Source organism: Methylobacterium sp. PvP105 (assembly GCF_017876975.1).
In the GTDB taxonomy this organism is placed as follows: Bacteria; Pseudomonadota; Alphaproteobacteria; order Rhizobiales; family Beijerinckiaceae; genus Methylobacterium; species Methylobacterium radiotolerans.
On sequence record NZ_JAGIPA010000001.1, the window covers coordinates 2,004,332 to 2,019,905 of the forward strand.

A 15,574-nucleotide genomic window follows, 5' to 3' on the forward strand; every position below is an offset into this window, starting at 1 on the left:
CTCCCTGCGCTCGATCCGGCTACTTCTGGCCCGGCAGCTTCGCGCCCGAGACCTGCGCGTAGAGCCGCGCCACCGAGGCGTCGTCGTCCCGGCCCATACCGGCGCCGGACGCCATCAGGAACATCTGCAGGGCCGCCGCCGCCACCGGGACCGGGTACTTCTCGGCCCGGGCCATGTCCTGCACGATGCCCAGATCCTTGACGAAGATGTCGACCGCGCTCTTCGGGCTGTAGTCGGCGTCGAGGATGTGCGGCACCCGGTTCTCGAACATCCAGGAATTGCCAGCCGACTTGGTGATCACCTCGTAGACGCGCCGGAGGTCGAGCCCCTGCTTGGCCGCGAAGGCCATGGCCTCGGCGGCGGCGGCGATGTGCACGCCCGCGAGCAGCTGGTTGATCATCTTGAAGGCCGCGCCCTGGCCGGCCGCGTCGCCGAGCTCGTAGAGCGTGCCGGCCATGGCATCGAGGGCGGGTCGCGCCTTGGCGAAGGCCGCCGCCGAGCCCGAGGCCAGGAAGGTCAGGCCGCCCTCGGCCGCGCGGGCGGCGCCGCCGCTCATCGGGGCGTCGAGATAGTGGCGGCCGGTGGCCTCCAGCCGCGCCGCCAGCGCCCGGGCGACGGCCGGATCCATGGTGGCGGAGGAGACGAACACCGCGCCCTCCGGCATCGCGGCGGCGGCGCCGTCCTCGCCGAACAGCACCGCCTCGGTCTGGGCCGCGTTGACCACCACGCTCACCACCACGTCGGCGTCGCGCGCCGCCTCGGCGGGGTTCGCGGCGGCGCGCCCGCCGGCGGCCGCGAAGCGCGCCACCGCCTCCGGGTTCACGTCGCAGGCGGCGACCGAGAAGCCCGCGCGCAGGAGCGAGCCGGCCATGCCGGAGCCCATGGAGCCCAGGCCGATCACCGCGGCGCGGTGTGTTGCGTTGGTCATCGGGGCGGCTCCTGCATGAAGGGGAGGGCGCCTCCGCATCACCGCGTGAGGCGCAAGTCCCCTCTCCCGTGCGGGAGAGGGGCGGGTCGTGCCGGGATCCGGCGCGTCAGCGGTTGACCATCCGGGCGGGCGTGACGAACACGCAGACCGAACCGACCACCAGCATGGCGGCCAGCGCGTAGAGGCCGGTGGCGGTGCTGCCGGTGGCATCGCGCAGCGCGCCGATCACGTAGGGGCTGACGAAGCCCGCGAGGTTCCCCACCGAGTTGATCAGCGCGATGCCGGCCGCCGCGCCGGCGCCGCTGAGGAACGCCGTGGGCAGCGACCAGAACAGGGGCGAGCAGGTCAGCACGCCGGCCGCCGCCACCGACAGCGCCGCGATGGCGAGCGTCGTCGAGCCGGCATTGGCCGAGACCACGAAGGCGACCGCGCCGATCAGCGCCGGGATGATCAGGTGCCAGCGGCGCTCGCGCATCCGGTCGGCGGAGCGGCCGAGCAGGACCATCACGATCGCCGCGCAGACGAAGGGGATCGCGCTGATCAGGCCGATGTTGAAGTTGCCCTGCACGCCCGACGCCTTGACGATCGTCGGCATCCAGAAGGTCAGCCCGTACTGGCCGGTGACGAAGGCGAAGTAGATCAGGCTCATGAACCACACGCGGCCGTTGCGGAACACGGTGGCGATGGAGTGCGGGCTCGACTCCTTGCCCTGGTTGTCGGCCGCGATGTCGCGCTCGAGGAGCTGCTTCTCGGCGTCGGTCAGCCACGTGGCCTCGGCGGGGCGGTTGTCGAGGTAGAAGAACACCGCGAGGCCGATCAGCACCGCCGGGACCGCCTCGATCAGGAACATCCACTGCCAGCCGGACAGGCCGTGGGCGCCGTTGAACGCGTCCATGATCCAGCCGGAGAGCGGGTTGCCGAAGATGCCGGAGATCGGGATCGCGGCCATGAACACCGCGATCACCCGAGCCCGGCGGTGGGCCGGGAACCACGAGGTCGTGTAGAGGATGACGCCCGGGTAGAACCCGGCCTCGGCGAGCCCGAGGAGGAAGCGCATCCCGTAGAAGCTCCACTCGGAGTTCACGAACAGGAACGCCCCGGAGATCACCCCCCAGGTGATCATGATCCGGGCGATCCACACCCGGGCGCCGACCCGGTGCAGGATCACGTTCGAGGGCACCTCGAACAGGAAGTAGCCGAGGAAGAAGATACCGGCGCCGAGGCCGTAGACCGTCTCGGAGAACTTCAGCTCCTGGGACATCTGGAGCTTGGCGAAGCCGACATTCACCCGGTCGAGATACGCCACCACGTAGCAAAGCATCAGGAACGGCACGAGGCGCCAGAACACCTTCGCGTAGGTGCGATCGGCGAAGGATTTCTGGTCCGCGGCTGCGGAGGCGCCCCCCAGCGGGGCAGCTTGGACCGGCATGGCGTACTCCCTGGTCCGGGCCGCACGGCCGCCGGACATTGGTCTTCACCGCTCGTCGGGCGGCGCTGGGGCGGTGCCATATCGCCTTTTGGCAGCGCTGCCAATCCGGTTGTGCGAGATAATGCAGGCGGCTATGTCAGTTGCGGATCGCCGCGGACGGTCTTCCCATCCCCTGCCTTATCCCGAGGCGCCGCAGCGCGGCGGAGGCCTCCTTCGGGCCCCGCCTCGGGTCGCCTCAGGATGAGGGAAGCAGGCCGGGAGTTTCGACGGGCGTCGTGAAAAAAAACCGCGCCGGGAGAGCGGGGCCATGGACGACATCCAGCCGCCGGGGCGGCTCGTCACCCTCACCGACGTCGCCCGCGAGGCCGGGGTCGGCGAGAGCACGGTCTCGCGGGTCCTGCGCAACCACGGCTCCTACTCCAAGCGCGCCGGCGAGCGGGTGGCGGAGGCGGTGGCCCGGCTCGGCTACGTGCCGAACCGCCTCGCCGGCAGCCTCGCCGGCCAGGGAGCGAGCGCGCGGCTCGTGGGCGTCGTCATCCCGTCGCTCGCCAACGTGGTCTTCCCCGACCTGCTGCGCGGCCTGACCGCGGCCCTCGACGCCGAGGGCATCCCCTGCGTGATCGGGGTGAGCGACTACGATCCGGACCGGGAGGAGGCGCTCGTGGCCGCGCTCCTGTCCTGGCGGCCGGCGGCGCTGCTGCTCACCGGGCTCGAGCACAATCCCGGGACCGTGACCCTGGCGAGGGCCGGGGGCGTGCGCGTGGTCGAGATGATCGACACGGACGGGGAGGGGATCGACGCCGTGGTCGGCTTCTCCAACCGGGCCGTGGGGGCGGCGAGCGCCCGCCACCTCGTCGCGCGCGGCTACCGGCGGATCGGCTATCTCGGCCACGACCTCGCGGTCGACCTGCGCGCGGGCAAGCGGCTCGCCGGGTTCGAGGCGGCGCTGGGCGAGGCGGGGCTGGCGCTCTGGGGCAGGGAAATCCGGCCGGGGCCGTCCTCGCCGGCCTCGGGCCGGGCCGGCCTGGAGGCGCTGCTGGCGCGCGTGCCCGATCTCGACGCGGTCTACTTCTCCAACGACGACATGGCGCTCGGCGGCTACTTCGGCTGCCTGTCGGCGGGGCTGGCGGTGCCGGGGCGGATCGCGCTGTTCGGCTTCAACGGGCTCGACTTCGCGGCGGCGATGCCCCAGCCCCTGTCGACGGTGCGCACGCCGCGCCTGGAGATCGGCCGGCGGGCCGCCGCCTGCCTGACCGGCGAAGGCCCGAAAACAATCGATCTCGGATTCGAGCTGATCGAGGGAGCGACCGCATGAGCGACGAGAGCCGGCTGCGCGAGGAGATCTGCCGCTACGGCCGCTCGCTGTTCGAGCGCGGGCTGACGCCGGGCTCGTCCGGCAACATCTCGCTGCGCCTGCCCGACGGCGGCTGGCTGGTGACGCCGACCAACGCATCGCTCGGCTTCCTCGACCCGGCGCGGATCTCGCGGCTCGACGATGCGGGGCGCCTCGTCTCCGGCGACAAGCCCACCAAGGAGATCCCGCTGCACAGCGCGCTCTACGAGAGCCGGAGCGAGGCGAAGGCCATCGTCCACCTGCACTCGACCCACGCGGTGGCGGTGTCGATGCTGCCGGAGATCGACCCGCGGCAGGTGCTGCCGCCGCTGACGCCCTACTACCTGATGCGGACCGGCGGCACGGCGCTCGTGCCGTATTACCGCCCGGGCGACCCGGCCGTGGCGGACGCGATCCGGGGCTTGGCCGGGAAGTACAGCTCGGTGCTGCTCGCCAATCACGGACCGGTGGTGGCGGGCGACAGCCTGGAGGGCGCGGTCTTCGCCACCGAGGAGCTGGAGGAGACCGCCAAGCTCTACCTGCTCCTGCGCAACCTCAACCCGCGTCAGTTGAGCCCCGGGCAGGTGGCCGATCTGGTGAGCCATTTCGGCCTGACCCTGCCCGAGCCGGACGACCATGCCGGGCACGATCACGGGTGAGGGGCCTCAGGGGGGGTACGAGGCGCAAGTCCCCTCTAGGGGGACTTGCGCCAGATCCTGCGCTCGGTGCGCCGACGCTCACCCCTCGATCTTCGCGAACTCCGCCACTTCCCGCGTCGCGGCGCGCAGCGCGTTGAGCAGAGCCAAGCGGTTCTCGCGGAGCTTCGGGTCGGGCGCGTTGACGGTCACGTCCTGGAAGAACGCGTCCACCGGCGCGCGCAGCGTCGAGAGCGCCTGCATGGCGCCGGCAAAATCCTCGCGGGCGACGGCCGCCGAGGCGGTCTCCCGCGCCTTCGCCAGGGCCTCAGCCAACGCCCGCTCGGCCGGCTCGCCCGCGGCGGCGAGGGCGGCGTCGGGGGCGGCATCGTAGGCGCGGCCGTCCTTCTTCTCCTCAATCCGCAGGATGTTGGCCGCGCGCTTGTAGCCCGCGAGCAGGTTCTTCCCGTCCTCGGTGTCGAGGAAGACGGCGAGCGCCTCGACGCGGCGCACGACCATGAGCAGGTCGTCCTGGCCGGGCAGGGCGAAGACGGCGTCGATCAGGTCGTGGCGGGCGCCCTGGTCGCGGAGATAGACCTTCAGGCGGTCGGCGAAGAAGCCGAGGAGGTCCCGCGCGTCGGCGCCCGCCCGCCCGGCGAGGCCGCGATCCGCCGCGCCGACCTGCTCCAGCAGGGCCAGGCGCAGGCCTCGGTCGAGGATCAGCCGGATCACGCCCAGCGCCGCCCGGCGCAGGGCGAACGGGTCCTTGCTGCCCGTGGGCTTCTCGTCGATCGCCCAGAAGCCCGCCAGCGTGTCGAGCTTGTCGGCGAGCGCCACCGCGATGGAGACCGGATCGGTCGGCACCCGGTCGGAGGGGCCGAGCGGCTTGTAGTGCTCCTCGATGGCGGCGCAGACGCTGTCGTGCTCGCCCTGGAGCGCCGCGTATTTCCGGCCCATCAGGCCCTGGAGCTCGGGGAACTCGCCGACCATCTCGGTGACGAGGTCGGCTTTGGCGAGGCGGGCGGCGCGCTCCGCGAGCGCCGGGTCGGCGCCCACGCGCGGCGCGAGGTCCTTCGCCAGGGCGGCGATGCGGGCGATGCGCTCGCCCTGCGTCCCGAGCTTCTCGTGGAAGACGATGGCGTCGAGCTTGGGCAGCCGGTCTTCCAGGCGGGTCGCCTTGTCGGTCTCCCAGAAGAACTTCGCGTCCGAGAGCCGCGCCCGGACCACCCGCTCGTTGCCGGCGGTGATCGCTTGGCCGCCGTCGGTGGCCACGAGGTTCGAGACCAGGATGAAGGCCGGCGCCAGGTCCTCGGAGCCGCCCTTGCGCAGCACGAAGCACTTCTGGTTCGCCCGGATGGTCGCGCGGATCGCCTCGGCGGGGATGTCGAGGAAGGACTCGTCGAACGAGCCCATCAGCACCACCGGCCACTCCACGAGGCCCGACACCTCCTCCAGCAGGCCCTCGTCCTCCACGAGGTCGAGGCCGCGGGCGAAGGCGAGGTCGCGGGCGTCGTGCAGGATCACGTCCTTGCGCCGGTCGGCGTCGAGGATGACCTTCGCGCGCTCCAGCGCCTGGATGTAGTCGTCGAACCGGCGCACCTCGATCGCCTCGGGGGCGAGGAAGCGGTGGCCGTAGGTCACCGTGCCGGCCGCGATCCCGCCGACCGAAACGGGGACCACCTCCGGCGTCTCGGTCTCCGGCCCGAAGGTGGCGACGATCGACTGCAGCGGGCGCACCCAGCGCAGGCTGCCAGGCTCGGCCGAGGCCGCGCCCCAGCGCATGGATTTCGGCCAGGGGAAGCTCTTGACGATCTCGGGCAGGAGCTCGGCCAGGACGTCGAGCGTCTCGCGGCCGGGCCGCTCGATCACCGCGAGGTAGAACTCGCCCTTCTTCGGGTCGGTGACGGTCGTGGCCTGATCGAGGCTCGCGAGCCCCGCGCCCTTCAGGAAGCCCTGGACGGCCGCCTCGGGGGCGCCGACCCGCGGGCCGCGGCGCTCCTCGCGCACGGCCTCGCCCCGGGCGGGCAGGCCGGCGATGTGCAGCGCCAAGCGGCGAGGCGTCGAGAACGCCCGGGCGCCCTCGTACAGGAAGCCGCGCGCCACGAGGGCGTCGGTGACGAGCTTCTTGAGATCCTCCGCCGCGCGCCGCTGCATGCGGGCGGGGATCTCTTCCGAGCGGAGTTCGAGCAGGAGGTCGGGCATGCGGCGGCCATATCGCCGCGCCGCACCCCTGTCGAGGGTCGGCGCGCAGGGCTCAGCGCGACTCGCCCTTGAGGATGGTCGAGAGCTGCCACTTGCGGTCGCCGATCGCGTGGGCGTCCGAGACCCGCCAGCCGCCATCCTCGCGCACGAGATCGTACACGATGACGTTGGCGCCGTTGCCGCCCTTGCGCTCGACGGTGACCTTCGCCTGATCCTTGCCCTCGGTGGCCTCCTTGAAGGTGAGGTTCTTCACCGTGTCGGGCTTCAGGGGCTCGCCGTTCAGGCGGTAGTCGAAATCGAGGTTGCCGGTGGCGCCGTTGGCCTGCTTCGCGTCGGCGTCGAACAGGCCCTGCAGGCGCTTCGAGTACACGGAGGAGTGATTCGGGTGCGGCTCGGTGTAGAGCTTCTTCACCGTGGCCTCGGGACCGGGATCGGCCGCCAGCGCGGGGGCGAGGCCGAATCCCAGGAGGCTGAGGGCGAGGATCGTCTTCTTCATCACGAGGTTCCCGCGTCTGCGGACGCGCCGAGGCGCGCCGGTTGGCGGGGGTTGCAACGCGCGAGGGCTCAAGGGGCTCCGCCAGCCGCCGTCTTCAGCCACGCCGCGCCGCAAGCCTTGGCCAGCTCGCGCACGCGCAGGATGTAGCTCTGGCGCTCGGTGACCGAGATCACGCCGCGCGCGTCGAGCAGGTTGAAGACGTGGCTCGCCTTGATGCACTGGTCGTAGGCCGGCTGCGCCATGCGGTGGCGCGCGCCCTCCGCGTCCGGCGCGCCCGCCGCGAGGTAGGACCGGCAGGCGGCCTCCGCGTCGGTGAACTGGCGGAACAGCATCGCCGTGTCGGCCGCCTCGAAGTTGTGGCGGGAATATTCCTGCTCGGCCTGCAGGAACACGTCCCCGTAGGTGATGCGGTCGGCGCCCTCGGCGCCGTTGAAGTCGAGGTCGTAGACGTTCTCGACACCCTGGACGTACATGGCGAGCCGCTCCAGCCCGTAGGTCAGCTCGCCCGCCACCGGCGCGCACTCGAAGCCCGCGACCTGCTGGAAATAGGTGAACTGGCTGACCTCCATCCCGTCGCACCAGCACTCCCAGCCGAGGCCCCAGGCGCCCAGCGTCGGGCTCTCCCAATCGTCCTCGACGAAGCGGATGTCGTGGAGCTTGAGGTCGACGCCGATGGCGGCGAGCGACGCGAGGTAGAGCTCCTGCAGGTTCGGCGGGTTCGGCTTCAGGATCACTTGGAACTGGTAATAGTGCTGGAGCCGGTTCGGGTTCTCGCCGTACCGGCCGTCCTTGGGCCGGCGCGACGGCTGGACGTAGGCCGCTTTCCAGGGCTTCGGGCCGAGCGCCCGCAGGGTCGTGGCCGGGTGGAACGTGCCGGCGCCGACCTCCATGTCGTAGGGCTGTAGGATCACGCAGCCCTGCGCCGCCCAGAATTCCTGAAGCGTCAGGATCAGACCCTGGAAGGATTTTTTCTGGGACATCGGTCTCGGCGGCTCGGGATCGCGCGGCGGCTGGGGCCGCCGGCGGGCCGGTTTAGGTGCGGGCGGCCGGGGGTGCAAGGCGGCGGGTATCGGGCGCGAGGCGACGCCCGGGATCTGCGGCGCCGGCGGCCCGGGTTGCCTGCCCGGCCCGGATGATGGTCCGATCGCCCCGGACCCTCGCAGACAGCCGGAGACAATCATGGACAGCAGCGTCGCGATTCGCCCGATCGGCCCCGGCGACCGGGATGCGTGGCTGCCGCTCTGGCGGGGCTACCAAGCCTTCTACAAGGTCGACCTGTCGGAGGCCGTCACGGACACGACCTGGCAGCGCCTCAACGATCCGGCCGAGCCGGTGGACGGCGCCCTGGCCTGGCGCGGCGCCGAGGCGGTCGGCCTCGTCCACCACATCCGCCACCGCTCGGCCTGGACGATCGGCGACTACTGCTACCTCCAGGACCTGTTCGTGGCGGACGGCACCCGCGGGCTCGGGATCGGTCGCCGGCTGATCGAACACGTCTACGCGGCCGCGCAGGCCGCCGGCTGCTCCCGCGTCCACTGGCTGACGCACGAGACCAACGCGGACGCGATGCAGCTCTACGACCGGATCGCCGAGAAGTCGGGCTTCGTGCAGTACCGCAGGATCCTCTGAGCGCCGGCGCCCCGCGTGCGCCGGGACACCCAAGCGTGGCGGTTTTTGGGCAATAAACCGGAACCGCCGAGCTGACGGCCAAGTTATCAGCGCAACAGGGGATCTCGGCACCTCAGCGCTGCCGAACACAAGACGTCGGACCACTCGTCATGTTCAATGCTCGCACCCGCAACACCTTCGGCCGCAAGAACATCGCCGTCTTCGCCGCGCTCGCCATCTCGTCGCTGGCCGCCACGCCGTTCGTGATGAGCGCCAGCCGCGCGCTCGCCACCTCCGAGGACCAGCCGGTGGCCGCGACCCTGCAGGTCGAGCCGGTGGAAGTCGCCCCCGTAGCGGCCGCTCCGAAGGCCGAGCCGGCCTGCCGGCACAAGGTGCGGGTCGTCTACAGCGGCTACGGCCAGCCGGCGGACGGCTGCGCCGCCCACTGACGGCCCGTCGACGGCCGCGCCCGGACCGACCGTCGCCTAGCCGTGGGCGGGCGCGGTCCCGGCGAGACGCTTGAGATGGAGTTCCTCCAGGTCGATCTCCGTCTCCAGCTGCCGCAGCACCGAGCTGTGGATCCGATCCTGCCGGTGCAGGTCGATCAGGGCCGACCGGCCTGAGCGCACGGCGAGCAGCGCGGCGGCGAAGTGCTCGGTCTTCTCGGCCTCCAGCGCCGTCCGCTCGTCGCGGTCCCGCGAGGACGCCCGCACCCGGCGGCGATACTCCTCGACGAGGCGCGGGTGCTGCAGCGCCCCAGTCTCGGGGAACACCAAACTCTCGAGGGCGGCGAGTCCGGCCTCGTTCACGACCACGCGGGCCATGGGCGCGTCGAGATGGCCGTCGGGGAGGTGCGCCGCGGGGTCGAGGCGGAGGCTGCGGATCAGCGGCCCCAGGGTCGTGCCCTGCACCAGCACGGTGAACAGGATCACCGCGAAGGCCGCCACCAGGATCGCGTCGCGGCCGGGAAAGTCCACCGGCAGGGCCAGGGCGGCCGCCAGGGTCACGACCCCGCGCATGCCGGCCCAGCCGACGATCAGCGGCACGGCCGGACTCGGGGAGGGCTCCTGCGCGCGGAACCGCGGCGACAGGAGCCGCCGCAGGTAGACGGCGGGGAAGACCCAGAGCAGGCGGGCGACGACGCAGGTCGCGGTGACCGCGAGGGCCAGCGGCATCTCGGCCGAGAGCGCCCCCAGCTGGCCGCCGGTCCGGGCCAGCACGCCGCGGAGCGCCAGCCCGATCAGCACGAAGACCAGGGCTTCCAGAACGAACACGACGAATTCCCACACCGCCACGGAATGGCGGCGGGCATGCGCGTCGAAGGTCTCGTGCTCCCGGCCGCCCATCATCAGGCCGCAGGCCACCACGGCCAGGACGCCGGAGGCGTGGATCTCCTCGGCCGCGAGGTAGGCCACGTAGGCGGCGAGGAAGCTCAGCACCGTGATGGCGTTGGCGTCGTGCATCCGCCGCATCACGAGCGTCACCGCCACCCCGCAGGCGATCCCGACCGCGACGCCCGCCACCGCGAGCCACGCGAAGCTGCCGAGTGCCGCGGCGGCGCTGAAGCTGCCGGTCAGGGCCGCCGCCACCGCGAAGCGGTAGAGCACGAGGCCCGAGGCGTCGTTCATGAGGCTCTCGCCCTCCAGGACCGTGATCATCCGGCGGGGCAGGGCGACGCGGGCCAGCACCGCCTTGGCGGCCACCGCGTCCGGCGGCGACACGATGGCGCCGAGGGCGAAGCAGGCGGCCCAGGGCAGGGACGGCACCACCGCGTGGGCGACGAGCCCGACCGCGAGGGTCGTGAACAGGACCGCGCCGAGGGACAGCGACAGGATCGGGCCGAGGCTCGCCCGGAAGTCGCGCCAGACGGTGAAGTAGGCGGATTCGAGCAGGAGCGGCGGCAGGAACAGGACCATGATCAGGTCCGGGTCGAGATCGAAGGCCGGCAGGCCCGGCGCCACCGCCAGCGCCATGCCGCCGACGACGAGGGCGGCGGCCGGCGGGAAGCCCAGGCGCCCGGCCGCCAGCGACAGCAGCAGGGCCGCGCCGAGGAGGCCGAGGATCAGCTCGAACAGGGCGACGGATGTCATCGATCGGTCTCGGCGCCGGAACTCCGGCAAGCGCGGCCGTTCTAGGACGTTTCCGGGTCGGATGAATACCGAGCCGCCCAGGGTCGCGGTGCGGGCCGCGCCCTACAGCGCCCCTTCCCGCACGGCCCCGGGGTCGGCCAGCGCGTGCAGGATGCGCGCGGCGCTATGGGCGAAGCGCAGCGTCACGGCCTTGCGGCGGGCGCCGCTCAGCGGGTGCTCCGGCGGCTCCCGCAGGATCCCGGCCCCGTAGGCGTCGGCGACGATCAGGCCGCACTCCTCCGGGATCAGCGACTCGGGCACGTCCTCGGGGATGGCGAAGAAGAACCGGTCGCAGAAGTCGCGGTAATCCGGCCATTTCCGGTCGGCGCGGAAATCGGCCACGCTCGACTTGATCTCCACGATGGTGAGCTTGCCGGCGCCGCAGAGCGCGATCACGTCGGCGCGGCGGCCGTTGACGAGGGAGAATTCCGGCAGGGTGACGCAGCCCATCTCGGAGAACAGCCGGCGCACGCCGCGCTGGATGCGCAGGGCCGTGGGCGATTGCCGCCGGTCGGGCGGCAGCAGCGCCTCGACGGACGGGGGCGCGGAATCGGGAAGGCCGAGGGTGGCGGACATCGAGCTCGGGGGATGCGTCTGCGGGTGCGTCTGTACCGAATCGGGACATCCTGCCAAGTCGCGCCCGGTCCGTCACCTGCGGCGCGGCATCGCCCCACGGCATCGCCCAGCGGCGATCACCCGAGGCAGGCCCGGATCGCGTCGAACCCGTCGGTGAGCGCGGCCGGGCCGGGCTGCAGGATCAGCGGCGACTTGATCTCGTGGATGCGCCCGTCGCGCACCGCCGGGATCGCCGCCCAGCCGGGCCGGGACCGGATGCGCTCGGCGTTGACCCGCTTGCCGCACCACGAGGCGAGGATCACGTCGGGCGCGGCCGCGATCACCTGCTCGGCGGTGACGATCCGGTCCCTCGCGGCCGGCTGGCGGCTCAACTCCGGAAAGACGTCCCGGCCGCCCGCGAGGCCGATCAGGTCCGAGACCCAGCCGATGCCGGAGATCATCGGCGCGTCCCACTCCTCGAAGTAGACGCGTGGGGGCGGCCGGTCCCGCACCTCCGCGGCGGCCGCGGCCAGCCGCGCCTCGAGGCCCGCCGCCAGGGTCTGGGCCCGCTCCGGCAGGCCCACGAGGGCGCCGAGCGTGCGCACCATCGCGAGGCAGCCCGCCACGTCGCGCTGGTTGAACAGGTGGACCGCCACGCCCGCGCGGGCGAGGTCGGCGACGATGCCGGCCTGGAGGTCCGAGAAGGCCAGGACGAGGTCCGGCGCCAGCGCCAGGATCTTCGGGATGTCCGCGCTGGTGAAGGCGGAGACGCGCGGCTTCTCCCGACGGACCCGGGGCGGGCGCACCGCGTAGCCCGAGACGCCGACGATCCTGTCCTCCGCGCCCAGGAGGTACAGGGTCTCGACCGTCTCCTCGGTGAGGCAGACGATCCGCTCGGGCGGGAAGCGGCGCATCAGCGGCCGCACCGGGTCATCGGTCGAGCCACGTCAGCAGCCCGGCCCCGGGGGCCAGCAGCACGAAGGCCCAGACCAGGGCGGAGGCGACGTTGGCCAGCTGGAACGGAAGCCGCGCCAGGCCGAGGATCCCGGCGAAGAGCGGGACCAGGGCGCGGGCCGGCCCGAAGAAGCGTCCCAGAGCCACCGCGGCGATGCCCCAGCGGCCGATGAAGGCCTCGGCCTTGGCCATGAGCTCGGGATAGCGCCGCAGCGGCCACTTGGTCTTCGCCCCCGGCCCGAACCAGCGCCCGGCCTCGTAGGAGATCCAGTCGCCGAGGGCGGCCCCCAGCGCCGCGGCGATCACCACCGGCCAGAACGGGATGTCAGCGCCGCCGACGAGGGCCCCGATACCGACCAGGATCACGGTCGCCGGGACGAACAGCGACAGGATCGCGATCGATTCGCAGAAGGCGAGGCCGCCGGCGATGAGGGGCGTCCAGGCCTTGTGCGCCTCCACGAAGGCGAGGGTCGAGGTGCGCAGGGCTTCGATGTCCATGGGGCTCCGAACGGGGCTCAGGGGGCAGGGGGAGGGTCGGTCCCATCTGAGGCGCGCGGGGGAGGGCGGCAAGGGACAGGGGTGCGGCCGGCGCGGGAACCGGCTAACCGTAGCGGGACAACGAGCGAGTCCCGCGTTGAACGTCCTGTCGATCCAGTCCCACGTCGCCTACGGCCATGTCGGCAACGCCTCGGCGGTGTTCCCGATGCAGCGGCTCGGGGTCGAGGTCTGGCCGGTCCACACGGTGCAGTTCTCCAACCACACCGGCTACGGGGCGTGGCGCGGCCCCGTCTTCGACGCGGCGATGATCCGCGAGGTGGTGCGCGGCATCGGCGAGCGTGGGGTCCTGGGCGGCTGCGACGCGGTCCTGTCGGGCTACATGGGCTCGGCCGAGATCGGCGCCGCGATCCTGGAGGCGGTGGACGCCGTGCGGGCTGCGAACCCTCGGGCGCTCTATTGCTGCGACCCGGTGATCGGCGACGTCGAGGAGGGCGTCTACGTGCGGCCCGGCATCGAGGCGTTCCTGCGCGAGCGCGCGGTCCCGGCCGCCGACATCCTCACCCCCAACCAGTTCGAGCTCGGCCTGCTCACCGGCCTGCCAAGCGGCACCCTGGCAGAGGCCGGGGCCGCGATCGCGGCGCTCCGGGCGCGCGGGCCGCGGGTGGTCCTGGTCACCTCGGCGCTCTGCGCCGACACGCCGGCCGACAGCATCGACCTGCTCGCGGGCGCGGAGGGGCGGGTGTTCCGGGTCCGGACGCCGCGGCTCGCCATCGCGGTGAACGGGGCCGGCGACTGCATCGCGGCGCTGTTCCTGGTGCACTACGCCCGGACCGGCTCGGCCGAGGCGGCGCTCGGCGCGGCGGCGGCCTCGATCTACGGGCTGCTCAAGCGCACCGCCGAGGCGGGGTCGCGGGAGATCCTGACGGTGGCCGCGCAGGAGGAGTACGTGAACCCGAGCGCGCGGTTTCCGGTCGAGGCGGTCTGAGGCGCCCCCGGCAAACCGCTCCGTCCAAGTCCGCAGAGAGCAGCAAGGATCGACACGATGGCGCGCCGCTTCGTCACCCTCGACGTGTTCACCGAGCAGAGGCTCGCCGGAAATCCCCTCGCCGTGGTGCTCGACGCGGAGGGGCTCGACACCGCCGCCATGCAGGCCATCGCGCGGGAGTTCAACCTGTCGGAGACGGTCTTCGTCCTCCCGCCCCGGGAGGCCCGGCACCGGGCGTCGCTGCGCATCTTCACACCCGCCCGGGAGCTGCCCTTCGCCGGGCACCCGACGGTCGGCACCGCCGTGCTGCTGGCGCTGCAGGACCCGACCCGGGGCGACGCCCGGGCCTTCGGCCTGGAGGAGGGGATCGGGATCGTCCCCTGCGTGGTCGAGACCCTGGCGGACGGGACCGGCGGACGGGCCCGGTTCCGGCTCCCGGTCCTGCCGGAATACCTCGGGCCCGGCCCCGATCCCGCGGCGCTGGCGCCGCTGCTGGGCCTCCAGCCCGGCGACATCGGCACCGGCCGGCACGCCCCGAGCCGCCACGGCGTGGGGCCGACCTTCACCTGCGTGCCGGTGGCGTCGGTGGCCGCCCTCGACGCCGCCCGGACGGCCCAGGCGCCCGATCCGGCCGACGGGCTCTACCTCTACACCCCGGATCCCGAGGGCACCGGCCAGCGCTGGCGCGTCCGCATGTTCGCGCCGAATGTCGGCGTGCCGGAGGACCCCGCCACTGGCTCGGCGGCCTCCGCCTTCGCGGGGGTGCTGATGCAGTTCGAGGCTTTGGGCGACGGCACCCACGACGTGGCGATCCGCCAGGGCGAGGCGATGGGACGGCCGAGCGACATCGCGCTCCAGCTCACCGTCGCGGCCGGCGCCCTGCAGGGCGTCGAGATCGGCGGCGCCGCCGTGATCCTGTCGGACGGCACCCTGCATGTCTGAACGCTCTTCTGACGGCTTCTCCGACAGCTTCCGGATCACCCGCGTCGCGGACGTGGCGGCGCGGTTCGTGGACCACGACTGGGCCTTCCCCCGGGCGCACGCGGCCGCCATCGCGGCCCACTGGCAGGCCCGGCTGCGCCGCAGCCCCGGCATGTTCGACGGGACCGTCCTGCTGTGCTGCGACCACGCCGTCGCCGACGGGGTCGCCCGCCTCGACCTGTTCGCGACGCGCTACGCGACCTTCACCTACTACCGGGAGGTGCCCCACGCCGAGGCTCGCATCGCCAACGCCTTCGCGGCGATCGTGCCCTGGACGGCGGACGGCGCCGTCCTGCTCGGCGAGATGGGCCCCCACACGGCCAATGCCGGCCAGCTGTACTTCCCCTGCGGCACCCCGGATCCGGACGACGTGCGCGGCGCGCAGGTCGATCTCACCGGCAGCGCCGCCCGTGAACTCGCCGAGGAGACCGGCCTCGCGCTGCCGGACGAGGCCGAAACGGATTGGGTGCTGCTGGAGGGGGAGGGCCAGCTCGCCTTCCTCCGGCCGGTGCGCTTCCCCGAGCCGGCCGCGCGGCTCGTGGCCCGGATCGCCGACCATCTCGGCGCCGAGGCCGAGCCGGAACTCGCCCGGATGCACGTGGTGCGCGGCCGTGACGACATCGACGCCGCGCGGATGCCGGGCTTCGTGCGGGCCTACCTGGCGGACGCGTTCCCACCCGCCCGCTGACCGTCGCGGCGCGTGGGGAAAGACATTCGTCTCCCCGCGCGGGTCGATCGGATGTCATCTCGCGCATCGACCGCGGGAAATACAGATTTTCTTTTCGTTGACCGCCCTGGCGGCAAGCATAAAATCGGCCCTCCACAGAACAGTCCAGCACAA

General features: G+C 72.6%; 16 protein-coding genes. 7 read left to right on the forward strand and 9 right to left on the reverse strand.

Annotation, left to right across the window (positions count from 1 at the left end; genetic code table 11):
• Positions 1-19: 19 nt before the first annotated feature.
• Both ltnD and J3A75_RS09605 read right to left on the reverse strand, forming a co-directional pair.
• Positions 20-928, reverse strand: coding sequence for an L-threonate dehydrogenase (gene ltnD, locus J3A75_RS09600; protein WP_053620863.1), 909 nt, complete (start codon positions 926-928; stop codon positions 20-22).
• Between the two features lie 106 nt (positions 929-1,034).
• Positions 1,035-2,357: an MFS transporter gene (locus tag J3A75_RS09605; RefSeq protein ID WP_012318134.1), complete on the reverse strand. Its 1,323-nt coding sequence runs from the start codon at positions 2,355-2,357 to the stop codon at positions 1,035-1,037.
• A 307-nt stretch (positions 2,358-2,664) separates the two neighbouring features.
• On the opposite strand from J3A75_RS09605, the gene J3A75_RS09610 reads away from it, so the two are divergent.
• Positions 2,665-3,672: a LacI family DNA-binding transcriptional regulator gene (locus J3A75_RS09610; RefSeq protein WP_127991382.1), complete on the forward strand. Its 1,008-nt coding sequence runs from the start codon at positions 2,665-2,667 to the stop codon at positions 3,670-3,672.
• A complete protein-coding gene (locus J3A75_RS09615) occupies positions 3,669-4,349 on the forward strand; it encodes an aldolase (protein WP_012318136.1) in 681 nt (226 codons plus the stop codon). The genes J3A75_RS09610 and J3A75_RS09615 overlap by 4 nt, the downstream gene beginning before the upstream one ends.
• A gap of 78 nt (positions 4,350-4,427) precedes the next feature.
• Here J3A75_RS09615 and glyS read toward each other — a convergent pair whose 3' ends face one another.
• The 3 genes from glyS to J3A75_RS09630 all read right to left on the reverse strand — a co-directional run bounded on the left by glyS (position 4,428) and on the right by J3A75_RS09630 (position 8,003).
• Positions 4,428-6,527, reverse strand: a complete 2,100-nt coding sequence (gene glyS / locus J3A75_RS09620; protein ID WP_127991381.1) for a glycine--tRNA ligase subunit beta — start codon at positions 6,525-6,527, stop codon at positions 4,428-4,430.
• Positions 6,528-6,579: 52 nt separating this feature from the next.
• Positions 6,580-7,023, reverse strand: a complete 444-nt coding sequence (locus J3A75_RS09625; RefSeq protein ID WP_127991380.1) for a hypothetical protein — start codon at positions 7,021-7,023, stop codon at positions 6,580-6,582.
• A 68-nt stretch (positions 7,024-7,091) separates the two neighbouring features.
• Positions 7,092-8,003, reverse strand: a complete 912-nt coding sequence (locus tag J3A75_RS09630) for a glycine--tRNA ligase subunit alpha (RefSeq protein ID WP_029361066.1) — start codon at positions 8,001-8,003, stop codon at positions 7,092-7,094.
• A 199-nt stretch (positions 8,004-8,202) separates the two neighbouring features.
• On the opposite strand from J3A75_RS09630, the gene J3A75_RS09635 reads away from it, so the two are divergent.
• Complete coding sequence (locus tag J3A75_RS09635; protein ID WP_012318140.1) at positions 8,203-8,652, forward strand: GNAT family N-acetyltransferase; 450 nt, start codon at positions 8,203-8,205, stop codon at positions 8,650-8,652.
• 149 nt (positions 8,653-8,801) lie between these two features.
• Positions 8,802-9,080, forward strand: a complete 279-nt coding sequence (locus J3A75_RS09640; protein WP_209650072.1) for a hypothetical protein — start codon at positions 8,802-8,804, stop codon at positions 9,078-9,080.
• 36 nt (positions 9,081-9,116) lie between these two features.
• On the opposite strand, the gene J3A75_RS09645 is transcribed toward J3A75_RS09640, so the two are convergent.
• From J3A75_RS09645 to J3A75_RS09660, 4 genes are all read right to left on the reverse strand, one after another.
• Positions 9,117-10,721 carry a Na+/H+ antiporter gene (locus J3A75_RS09645; RefSeq protein ID WP_209650074.1) on the reverse strand — a complete coding sequence of 535 codons (1,605 nt, stop codon included), beginning with the start codon at positions 10,719-10,721 and terminating at the stop codon, positions 9,117-9,119.
• 102 nt (positions 10,722-10,823) lie between these two features.
• Positions 10,824-11,336, reverse strand: a complete 513-nt coding sequence (locus J3A75_RS09650; protein WP_012318143.1) for an MmcB family DNA repair protein — start codon at positions 11,334-11,336, stop codon at positions 10,824-10,826.
• Positions 11,337-11,452: 116 nt separating this feature from the next.
• Positions 11,453-12,229, reverse strand: coding sequence for a cobalamin-binding protein (locus J3A75_RS09655; RefSeq protein ID WP_127991378.1), 777 nt, complete (start codon positions 12,227-12,229; stop codon positions 11,453-11,455).
• Between the two features lie 16 nt (positions 12,230-12,245).
• Positions 12,246-12,767, reverse strand: a complete 522-nt coding sequence (locus tag J3A75_RS09660) for a DedA family protein (RefSeq protein WP_012318145.1) — start codon at positions 12,765-12,767, stop codon at positions 12,246-12,248.
• Positions 12,768-12,903: 136 nt separating this feature from the next.
• Here J3A75_RS09660 and pdxY point away from each other — a divergent pair, with 136 nt between their 5' ends.
• The 3 genes from pdxY to J3A75_RS09675 are packed head-to-tail and all read left to right on the forward strand — an operon-like array spanning position 12,904 to position 15,421.
• Positions 12,904-13,752: a pyridoxal kinase PdxY gene (gene pdxY, locus J3A75_RS09665; RefSeq protein WP_012318146.1), complete on the forward strand. Its 849-nt coding sequence runs from the start codon at positions 12,904-12,906 to the stop codon at positions 13,750-13,752.
• A 57-nt stretch (positions 13,753-13,809) separates the two neighbouring features.
• The gene (locus tag J3A75_RS09670) at positions 13,810-14,694 is read left to right on the forward strand and encodes a PhzF family phenazine biosynthesis protein (protein WP_063111043.1); all 885 of its coding nucleotides are present in this window, start codon (positions 13,810-13,812) and stop codon (positions 14,692-14,694) included.
• Positions 14,687-15,421, forward strand: coding sequence for an NUDIX hydrolase (locus J3A75_RS09675; protein ID WP_063111044.1), 735 nt, complete (start codon positions 14,687-14,689; stop codon positions 15,419-15,421). The genes J3A75_RS09670 and J3A75_RS09675 overlap by 8 nt, the downstream gene beginning before the upstream one ends.
• Positions 15,422-15,574: the final 153 nt, after the last annotated feature.

Excerpts from the sequence above, each read along its gene's own strand:
- J3A75_RS09615 (WP_012318136.1), top strand. The coding sequence starts at position 3,669 with ATGAGCGACGAGAGCCGGCTGCGCGAGGAGATCTGCCGCTACGGCCGC.
- ltnD (WP_053620863.1), bottom strand. The coding sequence starts at position 928 with ATGACCAACGCAACACACCGCGCCGCGGTGATCGGCCTGGGCTCCATG.
- J3A75_RS09625 (WP_127991380.1), bottom strand. The coding sequence starts at position 7,023 with ATGAAGAAGACGATCCTCGCCCTCAGCCTCCTGGGATTCGGCCTCGCC.
- J3A75_RS09655 (WP_127991378.1), bottom strand. The coding sequence starts at position 12,229 with ATGCGCCGCTTCCCGCCCGAGCGGATCGTCTGCCTCACCGAGGAGACG.
- J3A75_RS09610 (WP_127991382.1), top strand. The coding sequence starts at position 2,665 with ATGGACGACATCCAGCCGCCGGGGCGGCTCGTCACCCTCACCGACGTC.
- J3A75_RS09605 (WP_012318134.1), bottom strand. The coding sequence starts at position 2,357 with ATGCCGGTCCAAGCTGCCCCGCTGGGGGGCGCCTCCGCAGCCGCGGAC.
- J3A75_RS09630 (WP_029361066.1), bottom strand. The coding sequence starts at position 8,003 with ATGTCCCAGAAAAAATCCTTCCAGGGTCTGATCCTGACGCTTCAGGAA.
- J3A75_RS09670 (WP_063111043.1), top strand. The coding sequence starts at position 13,810 with ATGGCGCGCCGCTTCGTCACCCTCGACGTGTTCACCGAGCAGAGGCTC.
- J3A75_RS09660 (WP_012318145.1), bottom strand. The coding sequence starts at position 12,767 with ATGGACATCGAAGCCCTGCGCACCTCGACCCTCGCCTTCGTGGAGGCG.
- J3A75_RS09635 (WP_012318140.1), top strand. The coding sequence starts at position 8,203 with ATGGACAGCAGCGTCGCGATTCGCCCGATCGGCCCCGGCGACCGGGAT.
- J3A75_RS09650 (WP_012318143.1), bottom strand. The coding sequence starts at position 11,336 with ATGTCCGCCACCCTCGGCCTTCCCGATTCCGCGCCCCCGTCCGTCGAG.
- glyS (WP_127991381.1), bottom strand. The coding sequence starts at position 6,527 with ATGCCCGACCTCCTGCTCGAACTCCGCTCGGAAGAGATCCCCGCCCGC.
- J3A75_RS09675 (WP_063111044.1), top strand. The coding sequence starts at position 14,687 with ATGTCTGAACGCTCTTCTGACGGCTTCTCCGACAGCTTCCGGATCACC.
- J3A75_RS09640 (WP_209650072.1), top strand. The coding sequence starts at position 8,802 with ATGTTCAATGCTCGCACCCGCAACACCTTCGGCCGCAAGAACATCGCC.
- J3A75_RS09645 (WP_209650074.1), bottom strand. The coding sequence starts at position 10,721 with ATGACATCCGTCGCCCTGTTCGAGCTGATCCTCGGCCTCCTCGGCGCG.